The organism is Bacteroides sp. 3_1_23 (assembly GCF_000162555.1).
Lineage (GTDB): Bacteria > Bacteroidota > Bacteroidia > Bacteroidales > Bacteroidaceae > Bacteroides > Bacteroides ovatus.
The window spans coordinates 1,579,109-1,595,787 of sequence record NZ_GG774949.1 but is presented as its reverse complement, the minus strand read 5'-3'; the positions used below and the strand labels follow the sequence as shown (position 1 = coordinate 1,595,787).

Here is a 16,679-nt window from a genome sequence, read left to right as displayed (position 1 = left end):
AATATAACAAGTATGAAAAAGATTATTTTGACTTTAACAGTGTTATTTGCTACCATTAACGTTATGGCACAGGATCATCTTTCATTCAAAGGTATCCCAATAGAAGGAAGCATGACAGAGTTCTGTCAGAAACTAAAAGCTAAAGGATTTACTTCAGTTGGTCGTGAAAAGAATTTAACTCTATTCTCTGGAGACTTTACGGGGCGCAAAGCAACGGTAGGTGTAACTGCGACAGACGATGGAAAAAATGTTTTTGCTGTAATCGTTTTATTTGATGCAAGTAGTGAATGGAATACTCTTGTTAATACCTATGACTATTATAAGGATTTATATACTCGCAAATATGGGGAACCGACATTTTCAAAAGAAAACAATCCAGCTCTTTCAGATTCCAACACAGCTCTAATGGCGGAAGTGCACCAGGGAACGGTTGTCTATGGTAGCACATGGGAAGTAACAGGTGGAGATATACAACTTTCAATTGAAAAGTCTTCCGGTGTTTATGAAGGTATGGTAGTGATTCGCTATCGTGATTCTCAAAATGTAGAAGCCAAAATCCAAAATGATTTAGACGATATTTAAATACAATAAGGAATGGTGTATGTAAAGCCTCATATAACTTATGTTAGATATGAGGCTTATACTCTTAATTATCTACCATAAATTCAAGAATCTTGCATGTTTCTCAACGAACTGTCAACAACTTCGATAATAAATATCGTTGATTAGAAAATTATTTTACTTTTCCCTTTCAGGAGTTACTTGAACGAAATTCATAGTAAAACATTATAAATGGCATGGTTGCCAAGTTATACCTCTAAAATGGGCAATTCTTCCAAAGTCCTTTGTGTAATATACTAAGAAAGATTTTCATTTTGTCATTCTGGTGTATAACTAAAAATAACAACCATTCTTTTTTCATCTTTCCTATTCTATAGAAAATGATTTTAAGAATATGGAATATCAAAGTGTAGCAATAATAAAAGATGAAAACGATTCGTCTCAAATGCTTATTCTCAATATAGAGAAATTAGCAGAAACGATTGTTATTAAAGGGAATGGAATAGAAGATGACAAAGTAAGAGAATCTCTCAAATCTACAATAAGAGAAACTATTGACGATATTCTCATAGAATTTTTTCATTCAGACATGTATAAACCTGTAGTTGTCAATATCAGCACTTTGGTATCTGGTATCGTCTCTATTTAATATGATATTGTTATAAACTAAAATTTTGTTATATGAAAGCTATTATTGAAGCAAAAAAATATAGGGACACCGATTCTTCGTATATTGTTGTTGAGATACGTTTTTTTTGTGTTCCTATATTTTATTATAAAAAGCAATGGGCTTGTTAGTCAATTTTTACGAAAGCATTTATATTTCCTGTTATTGTAAGATATGCTCCTTGGGTATGACTCCAGTACACTGCGGTTAAATGATCATTGTCTATTTTATCTATAACAACCATCTTTATGGGATCAATGGCATTGACAATTTTTACGCTGTCTCCAATTTCTATATTCATAATGATAAATATTTATTAATCGTTTCAGCAAAGATACTGCTATTTATTGATAATTGAATACAATTGTAGCCAATTAATTTTCCAATAATGTACTTGGTTTTCTAAACTAATCCTATCCAGTTTCAACTATTACTTAAAAAAGGCCGGAGATATATTCTCCAGCCATACAGATAAAATTCATCAATTTGCAGAGTCTTTCTGACTCCTTTTGGTTAGTCCTGCAAACCTTGCGATGGCGGCTGAAATAATATCATAAACCAGAATAGCATAATTGATCCATGATATTCCAGGCGCATCGGTGAGGTTTGCTACTAAAAGGGCAACCAACATGACTAATCTTACCATGTTGGTTACAAAATTACACAAATCGTTGATAATCGTATATAATCATTTATAAATATGACAAAAAACAAATTATCTATTGCGCCTCCAGATAAGAAGAAGACTTTGGAGGCGTTTTTTCGTTATTATGAGTTAAGCCGTTTATTGTTCGGTCAAAAGCAAAACGAAATATATGATGTCACGGATATTCCAAAGACAAATAAGTTTTATGAGTTAGCGAAAGAAATAGCTAAACAATTAGAAATTGACTGGGAAAATATGACACATGAAGAAAGTAATCGTGTTATGTTGGCCTTATTGGAAGATTCATTTAATCTTATACGTGATATTGAAGACTCCAAATCTATAATCCTTCAAACTAAAATAGTGATAAAGAAATGAGTGATGCACAGATTTATGACTTGTATGCTCAAAAGATTTCGGATATAACCAATATTCCATATCCTTATATTATTGCATTGAGAGACAATGGTTTGTTGAATCAGAAAGAAGCAAGAGATAAGTTAATCCGACATGATTATTGGAAATTGATGAAAACAAACAAATTCACACATAACCAGATACTTGAAAAACTTTCTGGTATATATGATGTCAATAAACGTAAAATTTTATATGCGATAAAAGTTAAACCCAAGCGCGTATATTATTGTAGGCAATGTGGGCTCCAGTTATCGAAAGTCAAATACATGCGTAACGATGGTATATGTGATAAGTGTATTTCTAAACAAATAAAATTATAAATTATGGACAATCTGTACATTGAAGCGTATAAGTTCTATAAGAGTGAGTACGCACATGGTTTAGTATTATTTCATATTCAATCTCGTTTTGAGGCTTATGAAGATGATGCTATTCAACTGGGGGCAGTGCTGAATCTCCCAGTACATCTGCAAGAGGGCGTGAAATTCTGTAGTTTCCCGGATTATGAACTTGAAAACACCTTGTTGTTCCTTGTACAGATTGGTATCTCGGTTAAGACTATAGAATATCGAGATGAAAATGGGGTATTCGCAATACCAAAAGTGAAACAAATTTTGGATGATATTGAAGCTGATTATTGACATTTTCGATATACTAATAGTGATTTTTGTAAATATCTGTAATATAGTCAATTATATTAAGTATTATATTTGGTTTTATATATAGCTAATTTATTGTGTGACAGCTGATTAAATATAAAATAATTAATAAATTGATGTCATAATTTAAAACAAAGTCGTACCTTTGCCTCACCATCTTAACAAAATAGTTGGTGAGGCTTTTATATGTAAACAAAAATCATAGGAATATGGATAAGATAAAAACAAAATTGAAATTTATTAAGTCAGACCGTACAGAGTCATGGGTAGGATTTGTTTCTATCAATACTAAAACCGGTTACATTAAGGGCGTTAGAGAAGACGCAAAGGGTCCTAAAAAAGTATGTATTGTAACACATGAGCTAGAGCCAATTATTGAGCCGAATGTGCTTTATGATGTACAAATGGTTCCTATGAAAAATGAAAAGGCTGGATACATCGTTGTAGCAGCGGAACCACATGCTTTTGATGCAAAGATTACTTCTACAGTTGTAAAGAACGCTGTGTATTTAGTGGAAGTAAAGTTCGGAAACAAGACAATCAAATACGATCCGCTGGATGGGGTCAAAGATTCTGTTCGTACTATTGATGGGGTTGTAGAGGAACTGTCAAAACGTAAAGACATCAAAAATCTATTGCTGGTAATTGATGATTTCTGTAAGTCAGCAAACATTGTATTAACCGCATTCCAGAACGATGGTCATTATGTCGCAGCAAAAAAAGTTCTCAAAAAGTAGAAAACCTAAGCTTCCGAGAAAAAGAAAAAAGGCTTGTATAAAAGCACAAGGACGTGCTTCGTATTATAGCACTGTTAATCTTGCTAAAGTAGAAGGAGAGTGGCCTTGTAAATTTTGGGTTAATTCGACAGTAGAAATAAAACCGGTAATGATAAATGGTGCTGTGGCTCTTATTCCCACACCCGCTCAATATTGGTAGAATATGATAGAAATTCCAGTAGAGGGAATAGCTACAGACGCAGCTCATTCCACGAAAAATAAAATAACAGAGTTTCAGGGGATAGATTTACGGACCGGTAAGCGGATCTTTTATCAAAACCTGGGTAATAAAACGGTGAATATTGGTGAGTTCTTAGGTGTTGTTGAAGCAGCAAAATATATCATAGAAAATGATTATTCTCCCAGAATTATCTATACAGATAGTATAACAGCTATAGCTTGGTTTCAAAACAAAAAAACAGCATCCAAGAAGAAATGCAAAGAACTTCAGAAAGCCGAGATATTTCTTAAAACTCTTGCATGGGATGTTGATACGATTGAAGTCCGACACTGGAACAACAAAGAATGGGGTGAGACCCCTGCTGATTTTGGAAACAAATGAAAATAAATACAATATGAAGATTAAATTTCGCATTGGTAATAAGAAAGTTAAAACTTTATGGCTCTTATTCCAATTTCTCTTTTGTATATATTTCTTCGTAATGGCCATTACGGAAGTATATCAAAGCTGTGGTATTGATTATACTTGGACAACTTTGAGTATATATGTTAGTGGAAGTGAGATAACTTGTGTACTAATATTAATGGGGCTGTTATTGAGTTTTTGCACTATCTTATCAAGCATGGCTGATTTCTTATCAATCTTAGCTTGTTGGGTGCGTTATTTTACGACAAAGAAAAACTGTGCCGCCAACCACGACACAGAGTTAGATGCAAAATAATCAATTGAAAGTATAGGACACTGCTGTTGATTACAAGTTAAACAAAGACATTAAACGCTCTATTCCTTTTAGGATGCAGGATAAATTGAGCAATCTGACATTAAAGTAAGTTTCGGTGTGTTTTACCTCAACTTGATTGGATTTAATGTTTGTCTTAGTTCTCTTTGCTTCAATATTCACAAGGCAGTGCTCCTTGCTTTTAGTTACCATTGCAAATACAAAGTTATGTATTTTGAACTTACAAACAGTAGAATCTCCTAATTAAATTAATTATAATATGAAAGAGCAAATCATATCTGAAAGGGCAAATATTATTGCCAATTTGAGACAATTGGTTCAGTCCTTAGTGGAGTTGAATATGAGAGCTAAAACACACGTGTCTTCCAATAAGGCAGACATTAAGAAATTGAGAAAAGACAATAAAGAGTTGGAGAAGATGAAAACCCGAAACTCATTCTTTATCCGGATTTTTTCTTTGTTCTTTAAGTCTTGATAAGATGATGCCGCAATGGTGGAATTGGTAGACACGATGGACTTAAAATCCATTCGTCCGAAAGGACGGTGCAGGTTCGACTCCTGTTTGCGGCACAATGACATAAGTCAACAAGAGTTCTTTGAAATATACCAAACTTAATATGCGATGAAAAAGTATATAGAACAATTCTTTTTTATGATAGCGGTCTTATTCATAGGCAATAGAGTATTCAATCATGTTGACGCTTGGTTGGGAATTGCTATATGTTTTGGGGTTTGCTATCCAGTTATTAACATCATTAAATTAATTATCAAAAAACATGAAAACGAAGATTAAGTTTATGTTGGTTGCTCTTATGGCAACAGTGATTTTTTCATCTTGTGAGCGTGTTGCTCCTAACTATGCCGGTGTCCTTATGGAGAATTATGGTAAGGAAGGTAAAGAAGATTTTAAGATTGTATCCGGAAAAGTTTCCACATGGGAATGGGGAACAGAGTTGTTTCAGGTGCCATTGTTTGAACAGCGTGGAGGATTTCAGAAATCAGTTACCCTAAAAGCTGCTGACAATACAGAGTTCAATGCTACTCCGTTATACTCATATAGAGTTATCAAAGACAAGGCAATTGACGTTGTTTTTGATAATAAACATATCGGAAACGGAGATGGATTTATGAGATCTTTGGAAGATAATATTCTGGAACCACGTATTTACGACCTTATTAAAGAAGAAAGCCGGAAATATAAAACAGATACACTTATGGCTGATGGGGGTTCTTTAGCTTTTGAGAAGAAGCTGGAGGATATTGTTAGGGCGGAATTTAAAGATAGAGGATTGGACCTGAAGTCATTTTCAGCCCAATTAGAATTTAGTGATCGAGTCCGGGAAAAGATTGATAATAGAAACGAGGTTAACACTAATATTTCCGTTATTGATCAGAAAATCGAAGAGCAGAAAAAGCAAAACGAACTGGAAAGATTAAAAACCGAACAGGCTCTTATCACATCGAAAGGGTTAACTAAAGAAATTCTATATAAACAGTTTATTGATAAATGGGACGGAAAAACACCGCTGTATGGGGTAATTCCAGAATTTCTGAAGATGACGAATTAAAACTCATAAATAAATTGGAAAGAGGAGGGGTGCGATCCATGTAGTTTCCAACTTTGGTTTCGCTGGGATGGCTGCATGGGTTGTTAAGAAACATCTTGGAAAAATGTTTTGCACCCCTTTATTCCTCTGGATGGAAATTATGTAAAATGCTTGAATGCCTGTGAACCGATCGTATTTCACATTCCAAATGGCAAGAAAGCTCAATTGTTGTTTTTACGTCCTACGGACGGCTTATCGTCTTTTGATTTCCTTTACGAGGGCGCGAATTTCCCGTACAAGGAGGACAAGCAACAGCAAATAAATTTCCATTATGGCTGCAAAGTTAAAACTTTTTGGCCAAAAGCCGGTGAAAAATCCGGCTGTTTGCTCGGTTCGTCTATCGGAAAGGACATCTGCCTTTCGAGCAGAAAAGAATGGTTCGACTCCATTACCGAGTACAACAAGCCCGAAGTACAAGGGAACGAACATGCAGGTTATGTTGAGACAAGTCAATATACAAGTAAACTAAGCCCTGTCCGGAATCGTTGGTCCGGGAGTGTGATACCGAGCTGTTGGTAGAATCGGTATGTTAGATGTCTTTATGGGAGTGTTCGATTCCTCCACCATCGCCGAAAGGGGATGGGTCGGTTAGGGAGATAAAGACATCATTTGCTCTTATAGCTTAGTGGTAGAGCAGATGACTGTTAATCATCAGGTCGGTGGTTCAAATCCATCTAAGAGCGCATTTAAGGTTAAAAAGATTGTTATTGGATTAGCTTATTTTTCTTTCCGCGAAGCTGTGAAGTTGTGAAACTTCCAGCTATCTGGTTCATTAGCCAAGTGGTAAGGCAATGGTCTGCAAAACCATGATCGCAGGTTCGATTCCTGCATGGGCCTCATAAAAAATGGGGAGTTGAAATTACTCCCCAAAGATGACAACCATAGGGCTAATATGGTTGTGAAATCAAAATGACAGCGGCTATTCGCAAAGTTGAATCAAAAGAGATATGACAGCTATAACTGTCTGAAGGACAACACAGATTGCAACTATATTGTCTCTTCGCTCTTGGCTAAAATGATTCGATTTACCCGTAGGTTTAGTCATATTGCTTGCAAAGGTAAATATTTTGCTCAAAAGGCTGTCATTTGTAAAGGAAGTATGGGTAAATGAAAGTAACACACTGTTAATGTCCTGCTATAAAGTGGCTGGGTCTTCGACTCTCCCTACTTCCTCAACAAATTATCCTAATAGAGTTGTGAACAATCAACTTAAAGTGTCCGGAAATGGAAGTAGTAACTAATTATTTTCGATAAAAATAGTAATTATGAAAACTGGAGTAATATTGGCTCGGTTCCAGCCTATACACAATGGACACCTACAGCTGATAAAGAAGGCTTGTGACGAGAATGAGCAAGTTTTAGTTATTATTGGCTCAATAGATAAACTCTCAAAACGGAATCCGATACCTTGGACTATCCGAAAACAACTTGTTGAAAAGGCGATTAAAGACCATTCTCTTCACGAAAAAACGAAGATTGTTGAGCTTGCTGACCTTTCTGATGAATCTGACAACAGCCATGATTGGGGTTTTTATCTTTATTCGTTTATTGTTAGCAACATCAACCAATCTGATTTCACAATCTATTACTCTGATGGATTTGAGACCATCACATCTTGGTTTCCAGGATTCCTTTTAAGGAATAACGTGTCTCTATCTTTACTTGCCAGAAACACTTGTGAAGATGGCGTGTCAGCAACTATGGTGCGTGATATGATACTTGCTGATAGCCTTCCAGAAAAGGACATTGTTCCACAGTGCGTGTATGATATGCGCCAGACAATTAAGGCATTTCTAAATGTGTTTAAGTAAAATAATTATGGATAAACTCTATATTGAATTAAAAGGAACTATCATTGCTCTATGTATATGGGCAATATCTTGTGCACTCACCGAATTTGTTAGTTGGCTTGGGCTTCCTAATTACTGTATAGCCTTAACATTTTTGTTTTCGTTCATAACATCACAAATAGTATTTTTTCGCAAATACTATTAAGAGTAATTGAAGATCAACTAATGATGAAAGGAAATAGAATCTGTGCAAGTAATCCTGGACAACTGACAACTCTTAGAAAGTTAAACTTAAATGAAGTTAATCAATGAGTAAATCAATAGAAGAAATCAGGAAAATGAAAGCTATTCTTGAAAGAGATATTGCAGCTAAAGTTGCTGAATTTGAGCAAGAGTCATGCGTACAAATCACAGATGTAGGTATTGACCGCGTAAAAATAAAAATGTTGAATAATAAAACGGTTTGTCAAAGTATTACAGTTAATATAATAATTCAATTATGAAAAAGTATATTGGAACAAAACAGATTGAAGCCGAGCCTATGACATTGGGCGACTTCGTTCAAGAAACAGGTAGAAATCCCTATGGTAAGGATATTGAAAAACATGAAGAAACCGAGCAAGGTTATCGTGTTAAATACGAAGATGGTTACGAAAGTTGGTCGCCTGCCAAACCGTTTGAGAAATCGTATAAGTGTGCAGACACCTTTCTTGATCGTTTGCATATTGAAATGAAAGACTTGTATGACAGGTTGGATAAACTTGTTGTTTTCATTGATTCTGGAAAGATGGATGAAGTGGTAACAGACAACTACCAAAAATTCTTGTTACGCTTACAGCAAGTAGTGATGGGTAATTACGTGAAAACACTTGAATGTCGTATTGGATGTCTTGACGGTGCTCCTAACGCTCCGTTTAATAGGATGTCTTTCGGAGTTGCAATCGAAGCGTTGAAATTTGGTCTTGCTATTCGTAGAAAAGGTTGGAATGGAAAGGGGCTGTGGGTCATCAAGCAAGTCCCGGCACACATCGAAAGCGATATTGTTCCGAAGATGCAGTCACTTCCTCAATCGGCAAAAGACCTTATTTTAAAAGGCAAGGGTTTCATTGACTATACAAGCCAGTGCCTTATTTACAACGAGAATACCGGACATGCTGACAGTTGGGTTCCGTCAATCAGCGATGTGTTTGCTGAAGACTGGGAAATCGTTCAGTAACTTGGTCCTTTTAATCAACTAAGTGTATATTCATAAAACAACAACTTTTATTATGTCCAAGCCTCAATCCACATTTCCCATTATAAGCGTTATGCTTGTTGGGGATTGGATTGAGGTTTTAATTAGATAATTATAGAACAAAATGAAAAAATTTACATCACCAATATCTACAAATAAAGAACAATCAGAACGATTGATAGCTTTAGGAGTAAAACCTGAAACGGCTGATATGGTATATCATTATACCAAAAGTAAAGTACCTGCATTGGAATGGGAATTAAAAACAACTCCACCAACATTGAGAGGCAAATTTTGGACACCTCAAAGAATAGCAAAGTTAGAATTGCCTTTTCATAAGTATCCGAATGGAACGTCTATGACCGGAGAAGAAGCGTTTGATGAAATATGGGGTAGGGATATTCCAGCATGGAGCTTATCGAGACTGTTGGAAATGCTGCCTAATGAAGTTCCAGATCCTAAACCAGGATTTGAAGCACATCATCCAGAACTGATAAAACATGCTTTGGGGTATAATCTGTCAATTCGGAGATATACAGCAGATTGTTTGGTTGGAACACATATCGAGGATACTCCAATTGAATGCTGTGTGTCTATGATAGAATGGCTCATTAAAAATCATCTTTTTAATAAAGAATATCTGAAATAAAAGACATGAAAGAAGATGATGATAGGCATTGTAGCGAGTGTAAAGTACGAATTTCTATATGTATTGTAAAGTCTTAAAAAGACGAATTACAGCCAGAAAGAAACCTTGTAAACATTACGAATCATTTATAATAAGAAAACAGAAAATGAAAAAATCACTGGATGAGATAGAAGCGGGAGATAAAGTGTATTATACTTCTCGTTATTATTCAAAAATACTCAAAGTAGACCGTGTTACCTCAACTACTATCATTTGTGGAACCGAAAAGTTTAGAAAGCAAAATGGTCGTCAGATACCGGCAGATACATGGGGTAGTAGTTACATTTCAGTACTTACTGAAAGTTTGGAAAAGCAATATTTTGAAATGATAAGAAAGAAACAACTTATAACCGAGATAAAGTCAGTAGACCTTTTTCAGTTATCTGTTGACTCCCTCCAACAAATATCAGATGTTATTCAAAATAGTATGACCGATGAAAATACTTAGAAGAGCGAAAATAAAATCTCTAATTAAATCTATATAGTCTAAAAACTTTTGTATCTTTGAAACATAAAACAAGTGAGTCTATCCTACATTTATTAACCTATGGTTGGTAATGTAGATGAATTGAAATATTGGGATGTGATACTAAAATGATACCAAATGTATAATTATCTGACTATCAACATCAATTTTACCCCCTGAGGGTGTACAAAGATTATTAAAAGGAGAACTTAAAAGGTTCTCCTTTTTTGTTAAGAGTCTTTGTTGTTACAGTTCAGCTATAGGAATAAAAAATACCGCTACTCAAAGCTATATTCGACTTTGGTAGCGGTATTTTTTTATAGTGTAACTACTATCTATTAGAACTTGAAGAAGTTCTTGGCATTGTTGTAGCTGATATCTTCAATCATTTGGTTTACACGCTCCATTTCAGATACCGGAATTTCTCCGTTTTCTACGTCACGTCCTACCAGATTACACAATGTACGGCGGAAATATTCATGACGCGGGTAGGATAGGAATGAACGAGAGTCGGTCAACATACCTACGAAGCGGCTCAAAAGACCAAGTACTGACAAAGCATTCATTTGTTTTTCCATACCATCCTTTTGATCGAGGAACCACCATCCGGAACCAAATTGGATTTTTCCCGGGATAGAACCATCCTGGAAGTTACCCAGCATTGTTGCAATCACTTCGTTGGCGCATGGGTTCAAGTTGTAGAGGATTGTTTTAGTCAATTTGCCATTAGTGTTCAGGCGATCAAGGAATTTAGCCATTGCTTTGGCGGTTGTAAATTCACCGATAGAATCGAAACCTGTATCAGCACCCAGTAATTTAAACATCTTCGTGTTATTGTTACGAATAGCGCCGTAATGGAATTGTTGAGTCCATCCTTTTTCCCAGTCCATTTCACCGAAGATCACAAGCATTGCCGATTTGAATTTCAGAATTTCTTCCTTGGTCAATTCTGCGCCACCATATACTTTATTAAAAATAGCTTTGATTTCAGCATCTGTATAATCTTCTGCGTAGAATTCTTCAATACCATGGTCAGACAGACGGCAGCCTTGTTCTGCGAAGAAGTCATGACGTTTGCGCAAAGCAGCGATCATATCATCAAAGTTGGAGATGATAACACCACTTACCTCTGCCAGTTTTTCTACATAACTGCGGAAATCTGCAGGGACTTCTACAGCCATAGCCTTATCAGGACGCCATGTTGGTAACATCTTGATTTCAAATCCGCTTTCGCGTGTTTTGATATGATATTCCAATGAATCGATAGGATCATCCGTTGTGCAAACGGCTTCTACATGATAACGACGCATCATTCCACGAGCTGAATATTCGGGTTGAGACAGTTTCTCATTACATTCATCGTAAATTTCACGTGCGGTTTGTGGATTCAATATTTTATTGATACCAAATGCCGTTTTCAGTTCAAGGTGAGTCCAGTGGTACAATGGGTTGCGGAAAGTGTAAGGTACTGTTTCCGCCCATTTTTCAAATTTTTCCCAGTCTGTGGTATCTTTTCCCGTACAGAAACGTTCGTCTACACCGTTTGTACGCATTGCACGCCATTTGTAGTGGTCACCGCCCAACCAGATTTCAGTCAGTGATTTAAACTTGTAGTCGTCAGCTACCATTTGAGGGATAAGGTGACAGTGATAGTCGATGATCGGCATTTTAGCCGCATGCTCGTGATACAACTTTTGCGCAGTTTCTGTTTGCAGCAAGAAGTTTTCGTCCATGAAGTTCTTCATTATTACTGTGTTTTAAGTATATAAAATTATTACTTTCTATATTTATACCTATATAGTATTGATTTTAAAGCTAATAGGCGTAAATCTTGTTTTAGTTTTATTAACCGTTATCGAACACAAAAATAGAAAATTTACTTGGAGTAACAAAATAATTCGTATATTTGCAGCGATTATTTATAATATTTAAGTTTTAGCACTATGGAGGACCAGAACTATACCATTAAAGACATTGCCCGTATGGCCGGTGTTTCCGCCGGAACGGTTGACAGGGTGTTGCACAATCGCGGTGACGTGTCTCCCAAAAGCAAAGCCAAAGTACAAAAGGTGTTGGATGAGATTCATTATCAGCCCAATGTGTTTGCTATCGGTTTGGCCGCTAAAAAGAAATATTCTTTCCTCTGTTTGATACCTTATTATATAGAGCATGATTATTGGCATTCGGTAGTAGGGGGGATTGAGCGTGCCCGGCAAGAATTACGTCCTTTTAATGTGAGTATAGATTATTTGTGCTATCACCATGGGGATGAGAAGAGTTATCAGGAAGCCTGCCTTTCTATAAAAGAAAAGAATGTGGATGCGGTATTGATTTCTCCGAATTTTCGGGAAGAGACACTGGCGCTGACAGCCTATTTACAGGAAAATAAGATTGCTTATGCTTTTGTCGATTTCAATATGGAAGAAGCGAAAGCGTTGACGTATATCGGGCAGGATTCATATAAGAGCGGATATATCGCAGCGAAAATATTGATGCGCAATTATTCGGCAGGAGAAGGCCAGGAGTTGGTTTTGTTTTTAAGTAACAATAAAGATAATCCGGCTGAAATACAGATGCAACGCCGTTTGGATGGTTTTATGAGTTACATTGCCGAAGAATATAATAACTTGGTAATCCATGAGGTAGTACTTAATAAATCCGATCAGGAAAGTAACCAACAGACATTGGATGAGTTTTTTCAGGCGCATCCGAAGGCTTTACTGGGAGTTGTATTTAATTCCAGAGTGTATCAGTTGGGAGAGTATCTTCGTCATGCGGGACGTAGCATGAAAGGACTGATAGGATATGACCTTCTGAAAGCAAACGTAGATTTATTAAAATCCGGTGATGTGCATTATTTAATCGGGCAACGTCCGGGTTTGCAAGGATATTGTGGGGTGAAGGCGTTGTGCGACCATGTCGTGTTTAAGAAGTCTGTTGAACCTGTAAAATACATGCCTATTGATATCCTGATAAAGGAAAACATTGATTTTTATTTTGAATTTGTATAATATCAACTTTATAAATTACAACTAACATGAAAGCATTAAACAAAGAAACTGCTCCTAAAACACAACGTCCGGAGCGTATTATCCAATTTGGCGAAGGTAACTTTTTGCGTGCATTTGTAGATTGGATTATTTATAACATGAACCAGAAAGCTGATTTCAACAGCAGTGTAGTAGTGGTTCAACCGATTGATAAAGGTATGGTCGATATGCTGAATGCACAGGATGATCTTTATCATGTAAACCTTCAAGGATTGGATAAAGGAGAGGCTGTTAACAGCTTGACAATGATTGATGTAATCAGCCGCGCTTTAAACCCATATACTCAAAATGACGAGTTTATGAAGTTGGCAGAGCAACCTGAAATGCGTTTTGTTATTTCAAACACTACAGAGGCTGGTATTGCTTTTGATCCGGCTTGTAAACTTGAGGATGCTCCTGCTTCATCTTATCCGGGTAAGCTGACTCAATTACTCTATCATCGTTTTAAAACATTCAATGGTGATAAGACAAAAGGTTTGATTATTTTCCCTTGTGAGCTTATTTTCCTGAATGGTCATAAGTTGAAAGAAACAATTTATCAATATATTGAATTGTGGAACCTGGGGAATGAGTTTAAAACTTGGTTTGAAGAAGCTTGTGGTGTATATGCAACATTGGTAGACCGTATTGTTCCGGGATTCCCGCGCAAGGATATTGCTGCTATCAAAGAAAAACTGCAATATGATGATAATCTGGTTGTTCAGGCTGAAGTTTTCCATTTGTGGGTTATTGAAGCTCCGCAGGAAGTTGCAAAAGAGTTCCCGGCTGACAAGGCAGGCTTGAATGTATTGTTTGTACCGTCAGAAGCTCCTTATCACGAACGTAAGGTTACTTTGTTGAATGGCCCGCATACAGTTCTTTCTCCGGTTGCTTATCTCTCGGGAGTGAATATTGTGCGTGATGCTTGCCAGCACGAAGTGATTGGTAAATATATCCACAAGGTAATGTTTGACGAACTGATGGAAACTTTGAACTTGCCGAAGGATGAGTTGGAGAAATTTGCAAATGATGTATTGGAACGCTTCAACAATCCGTTCGTGGATCATGCAGTAACCAGTATCATGCTGAATTCTTTCCCTAAATACGAAACTCGTGATTTGCCGGGATTGAAGACTTATCTGGAACGTAAAGGTGAACTTCCTAAAGGACTGGTGCTTGGATTAGCTGCTATCATTACTTATTATAAAGGTGGTGTACGTGCTGATGGTGCTGAAATTGTTCCGAATGATGCTCCTGAAATCATGAACCTGCTGAAAGAACTTTGGGCAACAGGTTGCACAAAGAAAGTTGCCGAAGGTGTTCTGGCTGCAGATTTTATCTGGGGAGAAGATTTGAATAAGATTCCGGGATTGACAGAAGCCGTAAAAGCTGATTTGGATTCTATCCAGGAAAAAGGAATGCTTGAGACCGTTAAAGGTATTCTGTAATTAGAAGACTAAATAAAAAAATAGCGCCACTTGTTCAGAGAACAGTGGCGCTATTTTTTATTATCAGATTATTTATTATTCTTGTTCAGCCGTATGCAAAATAAATGTAGTAGCTCCAATTGTTACAATAGCGCCATCTTCAATGCGTACACGGTCTTTATCTCCCAGAATTTCATTCATAAGGAAAGTACCTGTGAGACTAGGAGCATCTCGTAATGTGTAGACTAGCTTTCCTTGCTTATTACGCTTTATATTAATGATGCAATGGCGTCGATCCATGCTCATATCACCGCTTTCAATGGGAGTATTAATGTTTGTTCCTACGCAACGGCGGCCTATGACATTGTCACCTTCCTGCAAGGGAAGTAACTGTTTAAAACCAAATACATTTTCGATTACAGTGATATATCCGAACTCTTCTTTATGAGATTCAGCTTCTTCTTCCAGGTTTTCTTCCTTTCTAAGAGCCTTAACTTTACTTTTTCCTAACCGGATACTGAATTGCTTGCCACAATGTTCGCATTCAAATACCAGTGATTGGCCTTCACTATACTTGGTTTCATCAAAATAAAGATAATTCTCACATTTAGGACAAAGAACTCGTTTCATGCTTTTTAAAAGGGATTTTTATTTAGCCAGTAACCAGGCATTCTTATAAGTTTCGTTTTTTCTTAGCTCAAGTAATTGCTTGGTTGCTTCATCACGGTTGTTAAATGAACTGATACTGACACGTACTTTACCATCAGTGTTCAGAGCTTTTGCATCTGCAAATCCTTTTGATTTTAATTGGTTCGCAATAACTTCTGCATCTTTCAGGCTGATTCCTCCTGCCACAATGATATGAAAAGGATGATTTGCACTTTCTTGAGATTTCACCGCAGGAGCAGGAGTCGCTGTTTCCTGTTTTACCACTTTCACTTCTCTTACTGCGATCGGTTTGGAAGTCTTGGCTTTATCCGTTGTATGCTTTTTAGCAGATGAAGTTTTGGTTGAAGCAGAAGAAGCAGAAAGCTTCTTTGCTTGTTGCGCAGCATCGTTCTTAACATAAACAGGAGTTACTGCAACCGATTGCTTTTCTATTTGCTCAAAAAGCTCGCTGGGCAATAACTGTGCATAATTGTTCTTTTGAACGTCAGTATTCTCTACCGGAGTTGAAAAGGCAAAGAACAGTACGATGGCAGCAATCATTGCTGCAGCATTGCGGAGATACGCGCGGTTGATACTAATTTCAAAAGTCTTCTTTTCCTTTTCCTGATAAGTCGGTACCAATACTTTTTCTTTCTGCTGCAGAGCCGAAAGTTCATGTATTTCAAAAGAGTCGAGACCATATAATGAAGGAGTTGTTATCTTATAATCATAAGGAACGAACTCGTAGTTGCCATAAATGTTATAATGAATCTCGCCTATATTATCCAGATGGGCTTTCCCTTCCTCATGAAGGAGACCGATAAATTCGTTTACTTCTTTTTCTACTATACGGCTGGCGTCAGCAAAACTTGTGTCGTATGCTGACATATAAGATTGCACCAGTACGCCGTCATTCAGTTTTAATTGAGGATTAAAACCGATTGTACGGGTAGGAGGTAAAAATATATTTTCTTCCTTTACGCGGGTTGCGGGCGAATAATGCGCTACAAAACCACCAAATCCCGGAACAATGACGCAGTCGTTTTCCAGTAGTAAAGTCTCTATATGTTGTGCCAATTCAATCATGTCTGCAAAATTAAGAGATAAATTGAATATATCCCAGAAAACTTCGAAAAATTCACTA

Annotated in this window: 20 protein-coding genes and 4 tRNA genes; 19 read left to right on the top strand and 5 right to left on the bottom strand. The window is 36.7% G+C overall.

What is annotated here, in order from left to right; translation table 11 throughout:
- Positions 1-12: 12 nt before the first annotated feature.
- Positions 13-582 (top strand): hypothetical protein, encoded by a 570-nt coding sequence (locus HMPREF9010_RS18210; protein ID WP_008647706.1) that lies wholly within the window; start codon positions 13-15, stop codon positions 580-582.
- A gap of 373 nt (positions 583-955) precedes the next feature.
- A complete protein-coding gene (locus HMPREF9010_RS18215; protein WP_008647704.1) occupies positions 956-1,210 on the top strand; it encodes a hypothetical protein in 255 nt (84 codons plus the stop codon).
- A 145-nt stretch (positions 1,211-1,355) separates the two neighbouring features.
- Here HMPREF9010_RS18215 and HMPREF9010_RS26085 read toward each other — a convergent pair whose 3' ends face one another.
- Both HMPREF9010_RS26085 and HMPREF9010_RS26295 read right to left on the bottom strand, forming a co-directional pair.
- A complete protein-coding gene (locus tag HMPREF9010_RS26085) occupies positions 1,356-1,529 on the bottom strand; it encodes a hypothetical protein (RefSeq protein WP_008647703.1) in 174 nt (57 codons plus the stop codon).
- A gap of 180 nt (positions 1,530-1,709) precedes the next feature.
- A complete protein-coding gene (locus HMPREF9010_RS26295) occupies positions 1,710-1,874 on the bottom strand; it encodes a hypothetical protein (protein WP_008647701.1) in 165 nt (54 codons plus the stop codon).
- A gap of 54 nt (positions 1,875-1,928) precedes the next feature.
- On the opposite strand from HMPREF9010_RS26295, the gene HMPREF9010_RS18220 reads away from it, so the two are divergent.
- The 15 genes from HMPREF9010_RS18220 (at position 1,929) to HMPREF9010_RS26075 (ending at position 10,413) form a co-directional block, all read left to right on the top strand.
- A complete protein-coding gene (locus HMPREF9010_RS18220) occupies positions 1,929-2,252 on the top strand; it encodes a hypothetical protein (RefSeq protein WP_008647700.1) in 324 nt (107 codons plus the stop codon).
- Entirely contained in the window at positions 2,249-2,611 is a 363-nt protein-coding gene (locus HMPREF9010_RS18225) for a hypothetical protein (protein ID WP_008647698.1), read from the top strand. Before HMPREF9010_RS18220 ends, HMPREF9010_RS18225 begins: the two co-directional genes overlap by 4 nt.
- A 3-nt stretch (positions 2,612-2,614) precedes the next feature.
- Complete coding sequence (locus HMPREF9010_RS18230) at positions 2,615-2,932, top strand: DNA mismatch repair protein MutS (protein ID WP_008647697.1); 318 nt, start codon at positions 2,615-2,617, stop codon at positions 2,930-2,932.
- A 227-nt stretch (positions 2,933-3,159) separates the two neighbouring features.
- Positions 3,160-3,687, top strand: a complete 528-nt coding sequence (locus tag HMPREF9010_RS18235) for a hypothetical protein (RefSeq protein WP_008647695.1) — start codon at positions 3,160-3,162, stop codon at positions 3,685-3,687.
- Between the two features lie 202 nt (positions 3,688-3,889).
- Positions 3,890-4,288 carry a ribonuclease H gene (locus tag HMPREF9010_RS18245; protein WP_008647689.1) on the top strand — a complete coding sequence of 133 codons (399 nt, stop codon included), beginning with the start codon at positions 3,890-3,892 and terminating at the stop codon, positions 4,286-4,288.
- Positions 4,289-5,130: 842 nt separating this feature from the next.
- Positions 5,131-5,216: transfer RNA gene (locus tag HMPREF9010_RS18250), tRNA-Leu, on the top strand.
- Positions 5,217-5,422: 206 nt separating this feature from the next.
- Positions 5,423-6,214, top strand: coding sequence for a hypothetical protein (locus tag HMPREF9010_RS18255; protein WP_008647686.1), 792 nt, complete (start codon positions 5,423-5,425; stop codon positions 6,212-6,214).
- Between the two features lie 365 nt (positions 6,215-6,579).
- Positions 6,580-6,651, top strand: a tRNA-Glu gene (locus HMPREF9010_RS18260).
- A 213-nt stretch (positions 6,652-6,864) separates the two neighbouring features.
- Positions 6,865-6,936: transfer RNA gene (locus HMPREF9010_RS18265), tRNA-Asn, on the top strand.
- Positions 6,937-7,019: 83 nt separating this feature from the next.
- Positions 7,020-7,090: transfer RNA gene (locus HMPREF9010_RS18270), tRNA-Cys, on the top strand.
- Between the two features lie 428 nt (positions 7,091-7,518).
- Positions 7,519-8,064, top strand: coding sequence for an adenylyltransferase/cytidyltransferase family protein (locus tag HMPREF9010_RS24965; RefSeq protein ID WP_008647684.1), 546 nt, complete (start codon positions 7,519-7,521; stop codon positions 8,062-8,064).
- Positions 8,065-8,351: 287 nt separating this feature from the next.
- The gene (locus tag HMPREF9010_RS26080; RefSeq protein ID WP_008647683.1) at positions 8,352-8,546 is read left to right on the top strand and encodes a hypothetical protein; all 195 of its coding nucleotides are present in this window, start codon (positions 8,352-8,354) and stop codon (positions 8,544-8,546) included.
- Positions 8,543-9,259 (top strand): DUF2829 domain-containing protein, encoded by a 717-nt coding sequence (locus HMPREF9010_RS26290; RefSeq protein ID WP_008647682.1) that lies wholly within the window; start codon positions 8,543-8,545, stop codon positions 9,257-9,259. Before HMPREF9010_RS26080 ends, HMPREF9010_RS26290 begins: the two co-directional genes overlap by 4 nt.
- A gap of 142 nt (positions 9,260-9,401) precedes the next feature.
- A complete protein-coding gene (locus HMPREF9010_RS18280) occupies positions 9,402-9,926 on the top strand; it encodes a hypothetical protein (protein WP_008647681.1) in 525 nt (174 codons plus the stop codon).
- Positions 9,927-10,071: 145 nt separating this feature from the next.
- Positions 10,072-10,413: a hypothetical protein gene (locus HMPREF9010_RS26075; RefSeq protein WP_008647680.1), complete on the top strand. Its 342-nt coding sequence runs from the start codon at positions 10,072-10,074 to the stop codon at positions 10,411-10,413.
- A 356-nt stretch (positions 10,414-10,769) separates the two neighbouring features.
- On the opposite strand, the gene uxaC is transcribed toward HMPREF9010_RS26075, so the two are convergent.
- Positions 10,770-12,176 carry a glucuronate isomerase gene (gene uxaC, locus HMPREF9010_RS18290; protein WP_004295898.1) on the bottom strand — a complete coding sequence of 469 codons (1,407 nt, stop codon included), beginning with the start codon at positions 12,174-12,176 and terminating at the stop codon, positions 10,770-10,772.
- A 198-nt stretch (positions 12,177-12,374) separates the two neighbouring features.
- On the opposite strand from uxaC, the gene HMPREF9010_RS18295 reads away from it, so the two are divergent.
- Positions 12,375-13,442, top strand: a complete 1,068-nt coding sequence (locus HMPREF9010_RS18295; RefSeq protein ID WP_004303151.1) for a substrate-binding domain-containing protein — start codon at positions 12,375-12,377, stop codon at positions 13,440-13,442.
- 26 nt (positions 13,443-13,468) lie between these two features.
- Positions 13,469-14,908 (top strand): tagaturonate reductase, encoded by a 1,440-nt coding sequence (locus HMPREF9010_RS18300; protein WP_004295900.1) that lies wholly within the window; start codon positions 13,469-13,471, stop codon positions 14,906-14,908.
- Positions 14,909-14,983: 75 nt separating this feature from the next.
- On the opposite strand, the gene HMPREF9010_RS18305 is transcribed toward HMPREF9010_RS18300, so the two are convergent.
- Together HMPREF9010_RS18305 and HMPREF9010_RS18310 are read right to left on the bottom strand one after the other, a co-directional pair.
- Positions 14,984-15,517, bottom strand: coding sequence for an FHA domain-containing protein (locus HMPREF9010_RS18305; protein ID WP_004295901.1), 534 nt, complete (start codon positions 15,515-15,517; stop codon positions 14,984-14,986).
- Between the two features lie 18 nt (positions 15,518-15,535).
- Positions 15,536-16,621 (bottom strand): SPOR domain-containing protein, encoded by a 1,086-nt coding sequence (locus HMPREF9010_RS18310; RefSeq protein ID WP_008647674.1) that lies wholly within the window; start codon positions 16,619-16,621, stop codon positions 15,536-15,538.
- Positions 16,622-16,679 lie beyond the last annotated feature (58 nt).

Excerpts from the sequence above, each read along its gene's own strand:
- HMPREF9010_RS18210 (WP_008647706.1), top strand. The coding sequence starts at position 13 with ATGAAAAAGATTATTTTGACTTTAACAGTGTTATTTGCTACCATTAAC.
- HMPREF9010_RS18215 (WP_008647704.1), top strand. The coding sequence starts at position 956 with ATGGAATATCAAAGTGTAGCAATAATAAAAGATGAAAACGATTCGTCT.
- HMPREF9010_RS26085 (WP_008647703.1), bottom strand. The coding sequence starts at position 1,529 with ATGAATATAGAAATTGGAGACAGCGTAAAAATTGTCAATGCCATTGAT.
- HMPREF9010_RS26295 (WP_008647701.1), bottom strand. The coding sequence starts at position 1,874 with ATGGTAAGATTAGTCATGTTGGTTGCCCTTTTAGTAGCAAACCTCACC.
- HMPREF9010_RS18220 (WP_008647700.1), top strand. The coding sequence starts at position 1,929 with ATGACAAAAAACAAATTATCTATTGCGCCTCCAGATAAGAAGAAGACT.
- HMPREF9010_RS18225 (WP_008647698.1), top strand. The coding sequence starts at position 2,249 with ATGAGTGATGCACAGATTTATGACTTGTATGCTCAAAAGATTTCGGAT.
- HMPREF9010_RS18230 (WP_008647697.1), top strand. The coding sequence starts at position 2,615 with ATGGACAATCTGTACATTGAAGCGTATAAGTTCTATAAGAGTGAGTAC.
- HMPREF9010_RS18235 (WP_008647695.1), top strand. The coding sequence starts at position 3,160 with ATGGATAAGATAAAAACAAAATTGAAATTTATTAAGTCAGACCGTACA.
- HMPREF9010_RS18245 (WP_008647689.1), top strand. The coding sequence starts at position 3,890 with ATGATAGAAATTCCAGTAGAGGGAATAGCTACAGACGCAGCTCATTCC.
- HMPREF9010_RS18255 (WP_008647686.1), top strand. The coding sequence starts at position 5,423 with ATGAAAACGAAGATTAAGTTTATGTTGGTTGCTCTTATGGCAACAGTG.
- HMPREF9010_RS24965 (WP_008647684.1), top strand. The coding sequence starts at position 7,519 with ATGAAAACTGGAGTAATATTGGCTCGGTTCCAGCCTATACACAATGGA.
- HMPREF9010_RS26080 (WP_008647683.1), top strand. The coding sequence starts at position 8,352 with ATGAGTAAATCAATAGAAGAAATCAGGAAAATGAAAGCTATTCTTGAA.
- HMPREF9010_RS26290 (WP_008647682.1), top strand. The coding sequence starts at position 8,543 with ATGAAAAAGTATATTGGAACAAAACAGATTGAAGCCGAGCCTATGACA.
- HMPREF9010_RS18280 (WP_008647681.1), top strand. The coding sequence starts at position 9,402 with ATGAAAAAATTTACATCACCAATATCTACAAATAAAGAACAATCAGAA.
- HMPREF9010_RS26075 (WP_008647680.1), top strand. The coding sequence starts at position 10,072 with ATGAAAAAATCACTGGATGAGATAGAAGCGGGAGATAAAGTGTATTAT.
- uxaC (WP_004295898.1), bottom strand. The coding sequence starts at position 12,176 with ATGAAGAACTTCATGGACGAAAACTTCTTGCTGCAAACAGAAACTGCG.
- HMPREF9010_RS18295 (WP_004303151.1), top strand. The coding sequence starts at position 12,375 with ATGGAGGACCAGAACTATACCATTAAAGACATTGCCCGTATGGCCGGT.
- HMPREF9010_RS18300 (WP_004295900.1), top strand. The coding sequence starts at position 13,469 with ATGAAAGCATTAAACAAAGAAACTGCTCCTAAAACACAACGTCCGGAG.
- HMPREF9010_RS18305 (WP_004295901.1), bottom strand. The coding sequence starts at position 15,517 with ATGAAACGAGTTCTTTGTCCTAAATGTGAGAATTATCTTTATTTTGAT.
- HMPREF9010_RS18310 (WP_008647674.1), bottom strand. The coding sequence starts at position 16,621 with ATGATTGAATTGGCACAACATATAGAGACTTTACTACTGGAAAACGAC.